General features: G+C 74.5%; 15 protein-coding genes and 1 pseudogene. 5 read left to right on the top strand and 11 right to left on the bottom strand.

Features of this window, described 5'->3' with window-relative positions:
* Window positions 1–100: 100 nt before the first annotated feature.
* Window positions 101–595: a DUF3145 domain-containing protein gene (locus tag AB0953_RS16150; RefSeq protein WP_366860087.1), complete on the bottom strand. Its 495-nt coding sequence runs from the start codon at window positions 593–595 to the stop codon at window positions 101–103.
* 250 nt (window positions 596–845) lie between these two features.
* Between AB0953_RS16150 and AB0953_RS16145 the strand changes: the two genes are divergently transcribed.
* Window positions 846–1,742 (top strand): GDSL-type esterase/lipase family protein, encoded by an 897-nt coding sequence (locus AB0953_RS16145; protein WP_366860086.1) that lies wholly within the window; start codon window positions 846–848, stop codon window positions 1,740–1,742.
* 97 nt (window positions 1,743–1,839) lie between these two features.
* Here the strand turns inward: AB0953_RS16145 and AB0953_RS16140 are convergent, their stop codons facing one another.
* Window positions 1,840–2,217: a helix-turn-helix domain-containing protein gene (locus AB0953_RS16140; protein ID WP_366860085.1), complete on the bottom strand. Its 378-nt coding sequence runs from the start codon at window positions 2,215–2,217 to the stop codon at window positions 1,840–1,842.
* On the bottom strand, window positions 2,118–2,768 hold the full coding sequence (locus tag AB0953_RS16135; protein ID WP_366860084.1) for a hypothetical protein: 651 nt from the start codon (window positions 2,766–2,768) through the stop codon (window positions 2,118–2,120). Before AB0953_RS16135 ends, AB0953_RS16140 begins: the two co-directional genes overlap by 100 nt.
* Before the next feature lie 116 nt (window positions 2,769–2,884).
* Between AB0953_RS16135 and AB0953_RS16130 the strand changes: the two genes are divergently transcribed.
* Complete coding sequence (locus AB0953_RS16130) at window positions 2,885–3,595, top strand: carbon-nitrogen hydrolase family protein (protein WP_366860083.1); 711 nt, start codon at window positions 2,885–2,887, stop codon at window positions 3,593–3,595.
* Window positions 3,596–3,654: 59 nt separating this feature from the next.
* On the opposite strand, the gene AB0953_RS16125 is transcribed toward AB0953_RS16130, so the two are convergent.
* The 3 genes from AB0953_RS16125 to AB0953_RS16115 form a co-directional block, all read right to left on the bottom strand.
* Entirely contained in the window at window positions 3,655–5,262 is a 1,608-nt protein-coding gene (locus tag AB0953_RS16125; RefSeq protein WP_366860082.1) for a DUF2142 domain-containing protein, read from the bottom strand.
* 13 nt (window positions 5,263–5,275) lie between these two features.
* Complete coding sequence (locus tag AB0953_RS16120; protein ID WP_366860081.1) at window positions 5,276–7,012, bottom strand: hypothetical protein; 1,737 nt, start codon at window positions 7,010–7,012, stop codon at window positions 5,276–5,278.
* A gap of 241 nt (window positions 7,013–7,253) precedes the next feature.
* Window positions 7,254–7,880 carry a DUF1707 and DUF4190 domain-containing protein gene (locus AB0953_RS16115; protein ID WP_366860080.1) on the bottom strand — a complete coding sequence of 209 codons (627 nt, stop codon included), beginning with the start codon at window positions 7,878–7,880 and terminating at the stop codon, window positions 7,254–7,256.
* A gap of 178 nt (window positions 7,881–8,058) precedes the next feature.
* On the opposite strand from AB0953_RS16115, the gene AB0953_RS16110 reads away from it, so the two are divergent.
* Window positions 8,059–8,781: a hotdog fold domain-containing protein gene (locus tag AB0953_RS16110; RefSeq protein ID WP_366860079.1), complete on the top strand. Its 723-nt coding sequence runs from the start codon at window positions 8,059–8,061 to the stop codon at window positions 8,779–8,781.
* A gap of 184 nt (window positions 8,782–8,965) precedes the next feature.
* Here the strand turns inward: AB0953_RS16110 and AB0953_RS16105 are convergent, their stop codons facing one another.
* On the bottom strand, window positions 8,966–9,358 hold the full coding sequence (locus tag AB0953_RS16105; protein ID WP_366860078.1) for a helix-turn-helix domain-containing protein: 393 nt from the start codon (window positions 9,356–9,358) through the stop codon (window positions 8,966–8,968).
* A gap of 97 nt (window positions 9,359–9,455) precedes the next feature.
* Between AB0953_RS16105 and AB0953_RS16100 the strand changes: the two genes are divergently transcribed.
* A complete protein-coding gene (locus AB0953_RS16100) occupies window positions 9,456–10,376 on the top strand; it encodes an NAD(P)-binding domain-containing protein (RefSeq protein ID WP_366860077.1) in 921 nt (306 codons plus the stop codon).
* A 503-nt stretch (window positions 10,377–10,879) separates the two neighbouring features.
* Here AB0953_RS16100 and AB0953_RS16095 read toward each other — a convergent pair.
* From AB0953_RS16095 to AB0953_RS16085, 3 genes and pseudogenes are all read right to left on the bottom strand, one after another.
* Window positions 10,880–11,605: pseudogene (locus AB0953_RS16095) on the bottom strand (EI24 domain-containing protein); the annotation flags it as partial.
* A gap of 67 nt (window positions 11,606–11,672) precedes the next feature.
* Window positions 11,673–12,095 (bottom strand): organic hydroperoxide resistance protein, encoded by a 423-nt coding sequence (locus AB0953_RS16090; RefSeq protein ID WP_361905094.1) that lies wholly within the window; start codon window positions 12,093–12,095, stop codon window positions 11,673–11,675.
* A 65-nt stretch (window positions 12,096–12,160) separates the two neighbouring features.
* On the bottom strand, window positions 12,161–13,180 hold the full coding sequence (locus AB0953_RS16085) for an NADP-dependent oxidoreductase (protein ID WP_366860076.1): 1,020 nt from the start codon (window positions 13,178–13,180) through the stop codon (window positions 12,161–12,163).
* Between the two features lie 92 nt (window positions 13,181–13,272).
* Here AB0953_RS16085 and AB0953_RS16080 point away from each other — a divergent pair, with 92 nt between their 5' ends.
* The gene (locus AB0953_RS16080; protein WP_366860075.1) at window positions 13,273–13,704 is read left to right on the top strand and encodes a MarR family transcriptional regulator; all 432 of its coding nucleotides are present in this window, start codon (window positions 13,273–13,275) and stop codon (window positions 13,702–13,704) included.
* 9 nt (window positions 13,705–13,713) lie between these two features.
* Here AB0953_RS16080 and AB0953_RS16075 read toward each other — a convergent pair whose 3' ends face one another.
* Window positions 13,714–14,598 (bottom strand): hypothetical protein, encoded by an 885-nt coding sequence (locus AB0953_RS16075; protein WP_366860074.1) that lies wholly within the window; start codon window positions 14,596–14,598, stop codon window positions 13,714–13,716.
* Window positions 14,599–14,630 lie beyond the last annotated feature (32 nt).

The following is a 14,630-nucleotide window of genomic DNA, read 5'->3' as shown; positions in this document are numbered from 1 at the left end:
GGTGCCGCGGCACCACGGCGTCACGGCACCACGGCACCACGGCGTCACGGCACCGCCGGGTCACGGCACGGCGGGGTCCCGGCGCGGCGGTGGCGGGGCCTCAGACCACCTGGTGGAGCCAGCGGACCGGGGCGCCCTCACCTGCGTAGCGGAAGGGCTCCAGCTCGTCGTCCCACGGCTTGCCCAGCAGCTTGGCGATCTCCGCCTCCAGGTCGGTCTCGCCGCGTGCGGAGCGGGCGAGGGCGGCGCGCAGCCGGTCCTCGGGGATCAGGATGTCGCCGTGCATCCCCGTGACGGCGTGGAAGATGCCGAGTTCGGGGGTGGAGCTGTAGCGCTCGCCCTCGGCGGTGGGGCAGGGCTCCGACGTCACCTCGAAGCGCAGCAGGTGCCAGCCGCGCAGCGCGGAGGCGAGCTTCGACGCCGTGCCCGCTTCGGCCTGCCAGGAGAACTCGGCTCTCCAGGTGCCCGGGGAGGCGGGCTGCCGGATCCAGTCGAGGTTCACCCGCACCCCAAGCACCCCCGCAACAGCCCATTCCACGTGCGGGCAGAGCGCGCGCGGTGCGGAATGCACGTACAGGACTCCACGTGTCGTCACCGGGACCTCCAGTGTGGGACGAGGTCGGGAATAAACTCCAGAAAACGGACAGAATGTGACGTGATGTAACTTAGCGGAAAAGATCAGACATTGCGCTGCGGGACCTGCGGCCGAAACGCCACGGGAAAAAGCTACCGTGCGCCAGGGTCCATGGTGTGTCGTACGGTCGGTCCCAGGCCGCCAAACGCAGAGCATTCACTCAGCAGGACGCCCCGTGGGGACGCGGGGCGACAAGGAGGGGAACCACCCGATGCGCACCACCGCCCCCGGCCGCCGCGCGCGCCGCACCCTCGCCGGGGCGGGGGCCGCCGCGGCCCTGCTGGCAGGGATGCTGACCGGCTGTCAGGAGGGGCCGGCGCCCGCACAGGGCGACCGCGGGGCGCAGGCCGGGCCGCGCTGGAACACCGCCCCGACGTCGGTCGCCGCTGCGGGGGACTCCATCACCAGGGGCTTCGACGCCTGTTCGGTCCTCGCCGACTGCCCGGAGGTCTCCTGGGCGACCGGGAGCGACCCCGCCGTGCAGTCACTGGCCGCGCGGCTGCTCGGCCAGGACCAGGTGGCGGGGCGCAGTTGGAACCACGCGGTCACCGGCTCGCGGATGGCGGACCTGGCGGGGCAGCTCGCCGCGGCCGCCCAGCACAAGCCCGACCTGGTCACGGTCATGGTCGGCTCGAACGACGCCTGCCGCCCCACGATCGGGTCGATGACGCCGGTGGCGGAGTTCCGGGCCGGGTTCGACAAGGCGCTCGCCGGTCTGCGGGCGGCCTCGCCGGCCTCAGAGGTGTACGTCTCCAGCGTCCCCGACCTGCAGCGGCTGTGGGAGCAGGGCAAGGACAGCCCGATGGTGCGGCAGGTGTGGAAGCTCGGGATCTGCCAGTCGATGCTGGCGGACCCGCTGTCGCCGGCAGCGGCGGCGACGGCCCGGCGCGAGCAGGTGCGGGCGCGGGTGGTCGAGTACAACGAGGTGCTGCGCGAGGTCTGCGCGAAGGACGCGCTGTGCCGTTACGACGGCGGCGCGGTGTTCCAGTACCCCTTCTCGGTGGAGCAGTTGAGCCGCTGGGACTGGTTCCACCCGGGCCGGGCCGGGCAGGCCCGGCTGGCGGAGCTGGCGCACCGCCAGGTGACCTCGGCGGAGCCGCCGCGCTGACGTCCGGGCGCGGCGGGTCCGGGCCGGGCTTCAGGGGTGGTTTCCGGCCACGTCGCGGACGAGGTGGCGGGCGAGGAGTTCCAGCGCCTCGGTGACCTCAGGGAGGCGGGCGGCCTCGGTGGCGCCCAGGGCCCCTGGCGAGGGCCTCCTCGACCTTGGAGGAGCCGGCGGCCCGGACGGCGGCCACCCGGTCGGAGACCTCGGGCGCCTGGCGGTCGGCCGGGTCGGGGGCCGTACGGACCGAGCCGGCCTCGCGCAGCCGGGCGACGGCGGTGGAGACCTGGCTCTGGGGCAGGCCGGTGCGCTGTGCGGTCTCGCCGACGGTGGCCGACCCTGCCGGGCGGCGCGGGTCAGGCAGGATCCGGAAGAGACGGCCTAGGATCGGCCGAGGAGGGGGTCGTGGGTGGGGCAGGGCGGGCGGCGGGCCGGGGCGGGGACGCGGTAGAAGGTGCGGCTGCGCAGGCGGCCGGTCCACGGCTCCCGTTCCGAGCGGCGTCTGACGAGGAGGTGGCGGCTGCTGCCCGCCTTCAGGTGGGCGCGGTACTCGTCCAGCAGCGGGTCCTCGGGGCCGAGGAAGTCCCGGATCTGGTCCTCGACCAGGCAGAACGGGCAGTCGGGGCCGGGCGGCAGCCGGAACTGCCGGCCCTCCGGCCGCTCGTCGGAGCCGAAGGCCGTCAGGGCCAGCACCCCGCTGTACAGCACGCACACGCCCATGACCTGGGGGCCCGGGCCGAGCGCCACCTGCGCGGCGAGGCCGCGGAACTCCGCGGTGTCGATCACCCGGAGGCGTCCCAGCAGGGCCCGCGAAGCGGCGAGGAGGTGGTGGACCGCGGCCGCCAGGGACACGGCGGCGACCGCCGGCACGCCCCAGGGCGGCCCGGTGGCCGCGAGCAGCCAGAGCAGTCCCGCGTTCAGCACCGCCATGGTGAACACGGCGACCCGCAGCCCGGCGCCGCTCCTGCGGACCACGCCGTAGGCCACCACGAGGAAGGCGGCGGTCAGGACCGGGGGGATCCAGTCGGGCATCGGCCGACCTTTCGTCAACTGCGCTGCGTACGCGGGCAGTTACAGCATCGCGCGGCCCGGGGCGGCCGTCGACCCCCAGGCCCGCGGTGTGCGGCCGGGCTGGCATCCTGGAGCCCGTGAAGATCGCCGCAGCCCAGCTGACCTGCATCCCGGCGGACCTGGCCGCCAACACCGCGCGGGCCGCAGCCCTCGCCGAGCAGGCCCGCAGCCAGGGCGCCGAGCTCGTCGTGTTCCCCGAGTTCACGCTCACCGGCTATGAGCTGGAGCGCCTGACCGCCGACCCCGGCCTGTGGGTCACGGACGCGGACGACGCCCGTCTCGACGCGCTGCGGTCCGCCGGCACCGCCGTCGCGGTCAACGTGGCACTGCGCACGCCCGGGCCGCAGCCCGCCATTGCGACGCTGGTCTACGGGGCGGACGGTGCGCATGTCACGACGTACGCCAAGCAGCACCTGTACCGGCACGAGCAGGGCGCCTTCGCCGCGGGCGAAGCCGACGGCCGGTTCGAGCTCGGCGGGATCCGCTTCTCGCTCGGCGTCTGCTACGACAACCACTTCCCGGAGCTCACCGGGCGCGCGGCGGCCGACGGCTGCCGCGTCCACCTGGCCTCCTCCCTGTACGGGACGGGCGACGGGATCCACGAGCGGGCCACGGTGTACCCCGCCATCGCCGAGCTGGGCCTGTACGTGGTCCTCGCCAACCACGTGGGCCCCGCCGGGCCGTGGACCGGGTGCGGCCGCTCCGCGGTGTGGGCACCCGGGGGGAGCCTGCTCGCCGAGGCGGACGACCGTACGCCGTCGGTCGTGACGGCGGACATCCCCGTCTGACAGCGGCCCGGCCGGCGCGGCGGGCGGCGGGGCGGGCGCACAGGTCCCGCCCCCGCTGCTCAGCCGATCGCCGCGGCCCTCGGCCGCCCGCCGGCGGCGGTGTCCCCCTCGCACGCCCCCGTGGCGGCAGCGGCGGCCGGACCCTCCCGGTCCCGCTCCCCCCGGTCCGGCATCAGCGCGGTCAGCGCCAGCGCGAACGCCGCGGCCGTGTACACGCCGGTCCACAGGACCCAGCCGCCGGGCGGTGCCCAGTGCGCCGAGAACGGCACCCACGGCCCGGCGGTGCCGACGGCGAAGCGCCGCAGCACCCAGAAGAACGCCGCCGCGTCGGCGAGCGCCAGCCCGGCCGCGGCGAAGCCGGTGAGCCGGCGCCAGGGGAAGTCCCGCCCCTGCGAACGGCTCGCGCCGATCAGCGCCGCCATCAGCGGCAGCCCCACGGCGAAGGGCAGCAGGTAGCGCCCCTGCCAGACCATGCCGAGCTTCTCGGCCTGCGAGGACTGGGCGACCACCGGGACGACCACGATCGCCGCCAGCATGCCGAGCAGGGCCAGCGCCTCGCGCCCGCGCCCGTACGCCAGGCCCAGCGCGGCCAGCACCGCGGTCACGCCCAGCCAGATCAGGTAGGTGAAGGCCGGGGCCGGGGTGTCCAGCCAGCCGAAGTAGCCGACCATCTGCTGGACGTACGTCTCGGTGTTGCCGAAGGTCTGCCGGGCGGCCTCCGTGACCGTCAGCGTCTTCGGCGTGTTGATCACCGAATGGTCCGGGTGGGCTGCCGCCCACAGCAGCGCACCGGCCGTGGCGAGGCCCAGCAGCGCCGTCCAGGCCCACAGCGCCTTGCGCCGCAGGATCTGGCGCAGGGCGCCCCGCTGCTGGAGGAGCAGTGCGAAGGCGACCGCGCCGGCGAACCAGATGAGGCCGAGCGGCCGGATGTTGATCAGGACGAGCCCGCCGATGCCCACGCGGGCCAGCCGGCGGTTCAGCAGCCGCGGATCGGGCGAGACGAGGAGGGACAGCAGCGCCGTCCACACGAGGATGCCGGCGGCGATCTCTCCGCCGGAGGGGTTGACCATGCCGCCCATGTACAGGGCCATCGGCGTGGCCGCGGTGAGCACGCCGAGGACCGCCACCGAGCGGCGCCGCCACTCGGCGGCCGTGACCACCGCGCTGGCCAGCAGCGCGGAGCAGATGACGGCTGCCATCAGGCGCATCAGGTAGAGCCCCTGCGGGCCCTTGACCAGCAGGCTCGGCCAGCCCGTCGCCAGGTAGAAGGCCGGGTGGTAGCGGCCGGCGGCGGTGGTGGCCCGGACGGTCTTGCCGGAGTGCCCGATCTCCGGCGCGCAGGACGCGGGCCGGGCCTGGTTCCACGAGTAGCACTCGTGCTGCCTGGGCAGCTCGGTGTACCACTGCGGGAGCCGTACGCCGGTCTCCGCGAACTTGCCCTCGATGCCGGCCACGGTGTGCGGCACCATCACCTCGGTGCCTCCGAACTGGCCCCGGGCCACCGCGGCCGCGCGGATGAAGTGCGCGTGCTCGTCGGGGGACCCGCCGAGCGGGGTGGCCGCGGACCAGGAGGCCGCGAGCGTGAGGAAGAGCGCGAAGGAGACGGCCCAGAGCCGCTTGGGAGTCCGGGCCGATCGGTCGGCCAGCCGGATGAGGACGGAGATCATCGGTTACCCCGGGTCATCGGATGTAGGCCAGCCAGCTCTGGTCGCCGTCCTTGGAGCAGACGCCCTTGGGAGCGAACTTCGGGCACCTGCCGTTCTGCTGCCGGACGGTGTGCGACACCCACGGCAGGATCCGGTACGTGCCGTCCTGCGCCGGCATGAGCCGGTCGGAGACCGAGGAGGAGGCCGTACCGAGCAGCAGCAGGAGCGCGCACAGCGCGCCGATGACGGCCCCTTCGCGCCCGGGGAAGCCGCCGCGCACCGCGGCGCCGGTCGCGGCGCCGGTCGCGGCGACCGGCTCCGCCACGCCGGAGCGCCGCTCGGCCAGCCGCAGCGAGACCAGGTGCGCCACGAGCGCACACAGGATCAGCCCGCAGTAGAGCAGCTGGTTGTTGGTGCGGGTGTAGAGCTGGACGGTCTGCGTCTCGTACATGTGGGAGGCGATGTACATGCGCATCACCCACGCGCTGACGAACATGGCGGCGATGGTGACCACGAGCGGCTTGCGCAGGCCCAGCCAGATCGCCGCACCGAGGCAGACGAAGGTCACCAGGGCGAACAGCCCGACCCCGCCGAACTCGCCCGGCGGCGGCCAGTCGCCCACCTTGCCCGGCATGTCGGTGCGCCACATCAGGTAGTAGGCGGGGTCGGTGAAGTTGTCGAAGCGGAAGTTGTAGTCCTTGGTGGTCTGCCCCTCGGCGAGCATGACCGCCAGGTAGCGCCCGGCCACCACCAGGAAGGCCGCGAGGGCGGCGCCCATGAAGGCCGCGCCCTTGGCGGGGCCGGTCCGCCACGGGAAGTACAGCAGGGCGGCGAACAGCACCCCGGCCGCGCTCCACAGGAACCAGCCGGAGTACGTGAGGAAGAGGACGCCCAGCAGCGCGCCGAAGCCGGCGCCCTTGAGCAGCAGCGGCCGCCGGCCCGCGGTGCCGCTGCGGCGCAGTGCCACCACCATCGCGACCAGCACCGGCACCAGCAGGGCCAGCACGGTCTGGCTGTACGGCTTGTACGAGTCGATCAGCGCGAAGGCGGGCACCAGGCCGAAGGCCAGCGCCCGCACCGGGCTGAGCAGCATGCGCCAGGCCAGGTACACCAGGGGCCCGAAGGCGGCGGCGCCGAGGATCTGGAGGTCCTTGAACGCGTAGGCGGTGTTGCCGCCGTGGAACCACTCGGCGTAGTAGCCGAGGGTGTAGAGCGGCAGCGGCGGGTAGACCGCCGAGCCGGACGGCCGGCCGTTGGCGACGGCGTGGGCCCATTCGACGAGGCGGCCGGTGTCGCCGTTGAGGCCGAACATCGGCCACGGCGTGCCCAGCAGCGCGATCACCGCTCCCGCGGCGACGAAGCCGCTGGCCAGGCCGGCGATGCCGGCGGAGGCGATGCGGGTGGCGAGGTCGAAGTGGCGGCCGCGGCGCAGCCGCATCGCCAGCAGCACGGCGCCGACGAGGACCAGCCCGAGCAGCACGAACCGCAGCTGGACCGCGGCCAGGCCGCTGACCTGGGCGATCCGGTCGAGCGGGTTGAGCTTGAGGCGGCGGGCCAGCAGGGGCATGGCCAGGGCCGCGGCGAAGGCCACGGCGGCTTCCACCAGCAGCAGGCCGCCGCGGGAGCGCCAGGTGCCCGGCGCCGGGGGCGCCACGGTCGCGGCGGGCGTCGCGGGCGCGGGCGTCCCCGGCGCCTCGGGGTCGTGCGCGGCCGGTCCGTCGCTCGGGGGACCCGGACGCACGTCCGCCTGCCCCTCGGTACTGACTGTCACTGACGGTGTCCCTACTGCTGGTCGGTGTTCGGCCCCCGGTGGTCGCTGCGCAGCAGACACTGCCCCTCGGGGCCCGCCGCACCGGTGCCCCTGGCAGGGAGCGGCAGGATGAAGGGCGGTGCGGGACAGTTCCGGCTGTGCTGCCGGGCATACTATCGGGCCGCCTCGCGCCGCCGTCGGCCTCGGACCGCAGCCCCGGGCCGGTCCGGCCGGCTCCGGCGGGGCCGTCGCGACCTGCGGGTCAGTTGAGGACGCCGAGGCCGGCGAGCAGGAAGAGCAGCACCCAGCCCCCCATGGCCAGCCAGCCGAGGGCCAGGCCGATCGTCGCGGGCCCCTCGCCCTCCTCGCCGCTCGCCCGCATCTGCGCCTTGGCGATGTGGCCGGTGATCACGGCGCCGGGGGCCACCATCCCGAGCGTCGGCAGGCTCAGCACGCCCATGACGAGGGAGGCGATGGCCATCCCGTTGACGCGGCGTCCCGGCATGGGCGCCGTCCCCGGCATCGGCATGACGGGCATCGGCTGCGGCCCGAAGGCGGGCGGTACCGGGGCCGCCGACGGCAGCGCGGTGCCGAAGGGGCCCGGTACCGGCCCGGCCGGCAGGTCCGCGATCAGCTGCGCGAGCTGGCCGTAGGTCTGGGCCCGGGAAGCGGCATCGAAGCGCTGGCCGTACTCCTCACGGGAGAGCCGGCCCTCGGCGTACGCGGCCTTGAGGACGTCGACCGTGCGGTCGCGGTCGGTGTGCGAGGCGCGCATCGCCGCGTGCGGCGCGGGCAGCGGCTGCTGCCAGGGCTGCTGCCCGTACCCGTACGGCTGCGGCTGCGGCCGGGGAGGGACCGGGTACTGCTGCCCCCACGGCTGATCGCCCATCCCGCCACCTCCGTCGCCCCTGCGCCCGGCACCCGCCGCGCGCCGCGCGCCTGCCGCGCACGTCGTCCCAGGATGGAGGACGAACGGGCCCCGGCAAAGGTTGCCGCTCTGCGGCCCGGGTCCTGCCGGGGTCCCGCCCGGCTCCCGCGGGGCGGAGGTGTGTGATGAGGTGGCGGTCATGACCGACTTCGAGACGATCACGGTACCGGCCCGCCTGTGCGGATACCCCGGAGTGGCCTTCGGCGGGTACGTGGCCGGGGTGCTGGCCGCGCGGGCGGCCGCGCCGACGGTACGGGTGGACTTCCGCCGCCCCGTGCCCACCGGCAGCCCGGTCCGGCTCGCCGCGACCGCCGGCGGCGGCGTGGAGCTGACGGACGGTACGGCCCTGCTGGCGGCGGCGGTCCCCGCCGAGCCGCCGGCGGAAGCCCCGCCCGCCCCCTCCTGGGACCAGGCGTCCGCGGCGGCCGACGCCTTCCGGGCGGCTCCGCCGGACGGCGGCGTCGACTGCTTCGGCTGCGGCCTGGACCGCACCCCCGACACGGGGCTGCGCCTGCACTGCGGCCGGGTGCCCGGGACCGGGCTGGTCGGCGCGGCCTGGACGCCGGGCCCCGACCTCGCCGATGCCGACGGGCTGCTGCCGCCCGAGCTGGTGTGGGGCGCACTGGACTGCCCGGGGAACGCGGCGGGCCGCCTCCTCGACGACCGCAAGGCCGGGGCGGTCACGGCCGCGCTGACCGCGCGGCTGCTGCGCCCGGTTCCGGTCGGGGGCGGGGGCCTGGTCTCGTACGCCTGGCTGCTCGGCAGCGAGGGGCGCAAGTACCGCGTGGGCACGGCCCTGGCCACCGCCGACGGTGAACTGTGCGCCCTCGGCGAGGCCCTGTGGGTGGAACCGCGCGGCTAGGTCGTCTCTTTCGGATCCTGCCGGTCAAGCCCGCGTCGTCCGGTGCCGTGCATCGGCGTGTTGGCGGAGCGCCCTTGTACTGGACGTACTCGGGTGCACCGCCAACGCGGCGAGGTGCGGTGCCGGGCGGCGCGGGTCAGGCAAGATCCGGAAGAGAGCCTAGTGCGGTGTGGGCCGCAGGGGTTCACCGCTCCGGGTGCGGCGAACCGGGCCGTCCCGACCCGGGACGCCACGCCTGGGCGGACGCGGCGGTGTCCGGGAGCAGTCTCTTCCCGAACGTCGACAGCGGCTCCAGGGCGGTGTTGAGCTCGTGGCCCAGCGGGGTCAGGGAGTACTCCACGCGCGGCGGGACCTCGTCGTAGGCCTCGCGGTGGACGAGGCCGTCGGCCTCCATCTCGCGCAGCTGGGCCGCGAGCACCTTCTCGGAGACGCCGGGGACCAGTCTGCGCAGTTCGCCGAAGCGGCGTGGCCGCTGGTCCAGCTCCCACAGGAGCGACACCTTCCACTTTCCGTCGATCAAAGACACGGCCGCAGCCACACCGCAGTGCTCCGCACCCGGCCTCCGCGTCACCGACATCGCACACCCCTCCCGACCTGTTCGCTCACCTCGGAGTAAGCACCCACTCCCAAGTGCGTACTTGAGCACCCGTCAGCCCGTGACCAGGCTGAAGGGCATGAACGACACCGACGCCACCGTGGCACAGCGCTCCCTCACCCTTCTCGGCCTAGGCGACATGGGCTCGGCCCTCGCCCGCACCTGGCTCGCAGCAGGCCACTCCCTCACCGTCTGGAACCGCACCTCCGCCAAGGCGCATTCCCTCGCCGCCGGGCACGGCACCGCCGGCACCGCCACCGTCGCCGCGACCCCGGCCGAGGCGGTGGCCGCGAACGACCTCGTCGTGGTGTGCCTGCTGGACGACGCCAGCGTGGGCTCGGCCCTCGACGGCGTCGACCTGACCGGCAAGGACCTCGTGAACCTCACCACCTGCACCCCGGCCGAGGCCCGCGGCCGCGCCGCCGGCTTCGAGGCGCGCGGCGCCCGGTTCCTGGATGGCGGGATCATGGCCACCCCGGTGATGATCGGCGCGCCCGAGGCCGGCGGCTACGTCTTCTACAGCGGCTCGCGGGCCCTGTTCGACACCCACCGGGCGGTCCTGGAGGTCCCGGCCGCCGGCCGCTTCGTCGGCGGCGACCCGGGCCACGCCGCCCTGCACGACGTGGCGCTGCTGAGCGCGATGTACGGCCTGTTCGCAGGCGTCAGCCACGCCTTCGCGCTGATCGAGGGCGAGGAGGGCATCGCACCGAAGGACCTGGCGCCGCTGCTGTCGGAGTGGCTGGGCGCGATGGGCTTCTTCATCGGCAACGCGGCTGAGCGGCTGACCTCGCGGGACTTCACCACGGGGGTGGTGTCGAACCTGGCCATGCAGGTCGCGGGCAGCGGGACGCTGCTGCGCACCGCCGAGGAGCAGGGCGTCAGCGCGGAGCTGATCGCCCCGTACTTCGGGCTGATGCGGCGCCGGCTGGCCGCCGACGAGGCCGCGTACGCCGGGGAGGACACGGCGGGCGCGATCACCCTGCTGAGCCGGGCGGGCTAAGCCGCCGGCCCTGCCGCTCACGGCTGCGGCGCCGACGGCGGCGCACCGTGGCCTCCGGCGGGGTACTGCGGCGGATGCGGGGCCTGCTGATTGCCGGCGGCCGGGTACTGCGGCGGGTACGGGCTCTGCGGCGGCTGGGCGTACGGGCCGGGCTGCTGCTGCGGCTGCGCGTACGGGCCCGGCTGCTGCTGGGCGTACGGCTGCGGCGGCGGCTGCTGCGTCGCGTACGGCTGCGACTGCGACTGCGGCTGCTGCGCGTACGGGTTCGCCTGCTGCGGCGGGTAGGGGCTCTGCTGCTGCGGCGGGTACGCGGCCTGGTGCGGCCCGGTGGCCCGGCCCTGCTGCTGCGCGTACGGCCCCGGCCGGTCCGCGTACGGCGCCTGCTGCCCGTACGGCGAGTGCTGCGCCGGGGACGCCGGCCCACCGGCGCCGCCCTCCGCGGCCCCCCGGTCCCCGTCGCGACCGGTCCCGGGGTCCTCGCCCGCGCCCTCGTCCTCGCCCCGCAGGTCCCGCACCATCAGCGTGGCCCCGGCCACCGCGCCCGGCATCAGGAACACCGCCACCAGCGGCAGCAGGAACGCCAGCACCAGCGGCACACCGAAGCCGAGGGCCAGCGCCCGCCGCCCGCGCAGCAGCGCCAGCCGGTCGGCGAACTCCACCTCGCGCCGCTGGAGCGCGACGGCGGTGAGCTCCTCGGTGAGGAAGAACCCGGAGACGCAGAACCCGATCGCCGGAATCACGGTCTGCCCGATCACGGGGATGAAGCCCAGCGCGAAGAGCAGGATCCCGTACAGCAGCACCCGCAGCAGCACCTTCACGCTGTCCCGGGCGGAGATCCACAGCTCCGTCAGCAGCGGCAGCCCGGACTCGGGGGCGTCGCCGCCGACGCTGCGGTCGACCTGCTCCGAGAGGGACTCGTAGAACGGCTGGCCGATGAGCAGGGTCACGGCGGTGAAGGTGATCACCGCGAGGAACAGGCCGAGGGCGAAGACCAGGGCGGTCAGGAAGCCGCGGAACAGCCCGAGCCAGGGCGAGCCCCAGTCGTCGGCGAAGGGCGTCGCCCAGGCGGTGAGGTCGTCGGCGCCGTAGCCGAGGCCGACGAGGGCGCCGGCGTACAGCACCAGCGACACCAGGCCGGGCAGCAGGCCGAAGCCCAGCCACCGGCCGTTACGGAACACCCATCTCTGTCCGGCCCACAGGTAGCCGAATCCCCCCGCAAGATCACGCATGGGGTCCAGCTTACGGCGAAGGCCGCCCTCCGCACCGGGGGGCGGCCTCCGCCGGGCGCGAGCCGGATCAGACGGCGAGCTCGACCGTGATGTTGCCGCGGGTGGCCTTGGAGTACGGGCAGACCTCGTGGGCCTTCTCGATGAGCTCCTTGGCCTTGGCCTCGTCGACGTTCGGGATCACGGCGGAGATCTTCACGATCAGGCCGAACCCGTCGTCGTTCTTGCCGATGCCGACCTCGGCGGTGACGGTGGAGCCGGAGATGTCGGCGTTCTCGTTGCGGGCGACGACGCCGAGGGCGCCCTGGAAGCAGGCGCTGTAGCCGGCGGCGAAGAGCTGCTCCGGGTTGGTGCCGGCGCCGTTGCCGCCCAGCTCCTTCGGCGGGTTGACCACGACGTCGAGCTGGCCGTCGTTCGTCGCGACGCGGCCGTCACGGCCGTTCTCGGCGGTGGCGACGGCGGTGTAGAGGACGTCGGACTGCTGGATGGACATGTAAGAGGATCCTCCTGGTCATCGCCGCGACTCGCGCCCACGATCGCGACGGTTGTGGAGTGAGCCTAACGGGTGAAGGAAACGATCATCTTTCCGGTGTTCTCTCCGCGCAGCATTCCGAGGAAGGCCTCGGCCGCGTTCTCGACGCCCTCGACGACCGTCTCGTCGGCCACGAGCTCCCCGGAGCGCAGCCAGCCGGCCACGTCCTCGACGAACTGCGGCTGGAGCCCGGCGTGGTCCCCGACGAGGATGCCCTGCAGGCGCAGGCGCTTGCCGATGACCGCGACGAGGTTGCGCGGCCCGGGCGCCGGCTCGGTGTCGTTGTACTGGGCGATCGCCCCGCACAGGGTGGCCCGGCCGTGCACCTTCAGGGAGGCGATGGCGGCTTCGAGGTGGTCGCCGCCGACGTTGTCGAAGTAGACGTCGATGCCCTCGGGGGCGGCTTCCTTCAGCTGCTCGCCGACGGGGCCGTTCTTGTAGTTGAAGGCGGCGTCGAAGCCGTACTTCTGCGTGAGGAGCGTCACCTTCTCGTCGGAGCCGGCGGAGCCGATCACGCGGGCGGCGCCCTTGATCCTGGCGAACTGGCCGACCAGGCTGCCGACGGCCCCGGCCGCGCCGGAGACGAAGACGGTGTCGCCCTCCTTGAAGGAGGCCACCTCGAACAGGCCGGCGTAGGCGGTCAGGCCCGGCATGCCGAGGACGCCGAGGTAGGCGGAGAGCGGGGCGAGCGAGGCGTCGACCTTGGTGGCGTGCTTGGCGTCGAGGTCGGCGTACTCGCGCCAGCCGAGGCCGTGCAGGACGTGGTCGCCGACCTCGAAGCCCTCGGCGGCGGAGGCGACGACCTCGCCGACCGCGCCGCCGTCCATGGGCTTGTCCAGCTGGAAGGGCGGGATGTAGGACTTCACGTCGTTCATGCGGCCGCGCATGTACGGGTCCACGGACATGTGGAGGTTGCGGACCAGGATCCGGCCGGGGGCGGGGGCGCCGACCTCGACCTCGCGCAGGGCGAAGTCCTCGGCGACGGGCCAGCCCTGGGGACGGCGGATGAGGTGCCACTCGCGGCTGACGGCAGGGATCTCGGACATGGTGCACTCCCGGTCGGAAAAATGCTTCAGAAGATGAAACAACCATGCGCCTGGATATTTCATGTTGTCAAGTAAATGGGTACGCTGGATCCATGCCCAGTCACCCCAGCCGCCGTGCGGATCCCCTGACCGTCGAGGTCGTCGAGCTCATCGGCACCGTCGTGGCCCGCTACCACGAGGAGTACGAGCACGCGGCCGCCAGTCACCAGCTCACCGGCGCCCAGGCGCGCGTGCTGAACCTGCTGTCCCTGGAGCCGATGCCGATGCGCCGCATCGCGCAGAAGCTGAAGTGCGAGCCGTCCAACATCACCGGCATCGTGGACCGCCTGGAGACGCGCGGCCTGGTCGAACGCCGCCCCGACCCGGCCGACCGCCGCGTGAAGTTGGCCGCCCCGACCGAGGAGGGCCTGCAGACCGCGGACCGGCTGCGCGAGTCGCTGGACTTCGCGCGCGAGCCGCTGGCCGGCCTGTCCGCGGACGAGCGGGCGGTCCTGCGGGACCTGCTCAAGCGGATGCTGGGCTGACCGGCCCGCTCAGCAGAAGATCCACAGCACGCAGGACTGCGCCGTCTTCGTCGGCGTCGGACTCGGCTTCGGCGGCGGCACCGGCTGCGCGGTGCCCGAGGCGCCCGGCGACGGCTTCCCCGACGTTCCCGGCTGTACGGACGGCCCCTTCCCGGTGCCCGGCTGCACTCCGGAGTCCCCGGAGGCGGAGGCCGACACCCCGGGACCCGGCTGCGCCGCGCCCGAGGCGGAGCCCCCGGGCTGCCCCGGCTGCGAAGCCCCCGCGGAGGCCTTCGCCCCGCCCGCGCCCTTGGCCGGCTTCAGCGAGGCCGGAGCGGCCGGCCCGCCGGTGCGGCTCGGCAGCGGAGCCGGCTCCTGGGGACCGTTCTCGTCGGTCAGCATCACCTTGGCGGCGCGGTCGGAGCGCTCCCCCTCGGCCACCATGCGGGCCAGCGCAACCGAGCCGCCGACCGCGAGCGCGAGCCCGAGCCCGACGCTGAGCAGCATCCGCCGGCGCCGGCGGGTCTCGGCCCGGCGGCGGGCCCCGGCGCGGCGCTCGTACGGGCCGGCCAGCTCGACGAGGGAGTCGGTGAACGGATCGGCCGTCTCCGGCTCGGCGGCGGCCCCGCCGGGCACGGCCGCACCGTACGGCGCATGGGCCGCGTACGCCCCGGGGGCCCGGCGGACCCCGTCGGCCTCGAACACACCGTCGGCCTCGTACACGCCGCCGACCGCGTGGGCTGCGTCGCCCCCGTACGGCCCGGCGGCCTGGTACGACCCCGCCCCCTCGTACGGGGCTGCGGCCGCGGCAGGGCTCGGCGGGGCGACGGGAGGCAGGTACTCGGCCGGGGTTCCGCACCCGGCACACGCCAGAGCGCCGTTGAGGTGCCTCCGGCAGGCGTGGCAGTAGTCCATGGCGTCCTGACGCTACGCCGTTCGACGCAACA

It is taken from the genome of Streptomyces sp. NPDC046866 (assembly GCF_040704625.1).
Lineage (GTDB): Bacteria > Actinomycetota > Actinomycetes > Streptomycetales > Streptomycetaceae > Streptomyces.
The sequence above is the reverse complement of the archived record's forward strand: the minus strand, read 5'-3'. Positions and strand labels throughout refer to the sequence as shown.

What these genes read in the sequence shown, in the direction of transcription:
- AB0953_RS16145 (WP_366860086.1), top strand. Translation starts at nt 846, where the DNA reads ATGCGCACCACCGCCCCCGGCCGCCGCGCGCGCCGCACCCTCGCCGGG.
- AB0953_RS16105 (WP_366860078.1), bottom strand. Translation starts at nt 9,358, where the DNA reads ATGTCGGTGACGCGGAGGCCGGGTGCGGAGCACTGCGGTGTGGCTGCG.
- AB0953_RS16085 (WP_366860076.1), bottom strand. Translation starts at nt 13,180, where the DNA reads ATGTCCGAGATCCCTGCCGTCAGCCGCGAGTGGCACCTCATCCGCCGT.
- AB0953_RS16125 (WP_366860082.1), bottom strand. Translation starts at nt 5,262, where the DNA reads ATGATCTCCGTCCTCATCCGGCTGGCCGACCGATCGGCCCGGACTCCC.
- AB0953_RS16100 (WP_366860077.1), top strand. Translation starts at nt 9,456, where the DNA reads ATGAACGACACCGACGCCACCGTGGCACAGCGCTCCCTCACCCTTCTC.
- AB0953_RS16075 (WP_366860074.1), bottom strand. Translation starts at nt 14,598, where the DNA reads ATGGACTACTGCCACGCCTGCCGGAGGCACCTCAACGGCGCTCTGGCG.
- AB0953_RS16090 (WP_361905094.1), bottom strand. Translation starts at nt 12,095, where the DNA reads ATGTCCATCCAGCAGTCCGACGTCCTCTACACCGCCGTCGCCACCGCC.
- AB0953_RS16110 (WP_366860079.1), top strand. Translation starts at nt 8,059, where the DNA reads ATGACCGACTTCGAGACGATCACGGTACCGGCCCGCCTGTGCGGATAC.
- AB0953_RS16080 (WP_366860075.1), top strand. Translation starts at nt 13,273, where the DNA reads ATGCCCAGTCACCCCAGCCGCCGTGCGGATCCCCTGACCGTCGAGGTC.
- AB0953_RS16135 (WP_366860084.1), bottom strand. Translation starts at nt 2,768, where the DNA reads ATGCCCGACTGGATCCCCCCGGTCCTGACCGCCGCCTTCCTCGTGGTG.
- AB0953_RS16115 (WP_366860080.1), bottom strand. Translation starts at nt 7,880, where the DNA reads ATGGGCGATCAGCCGTGGGGGCAGCAGTACCCGGTCCCTCCCCGGCCG.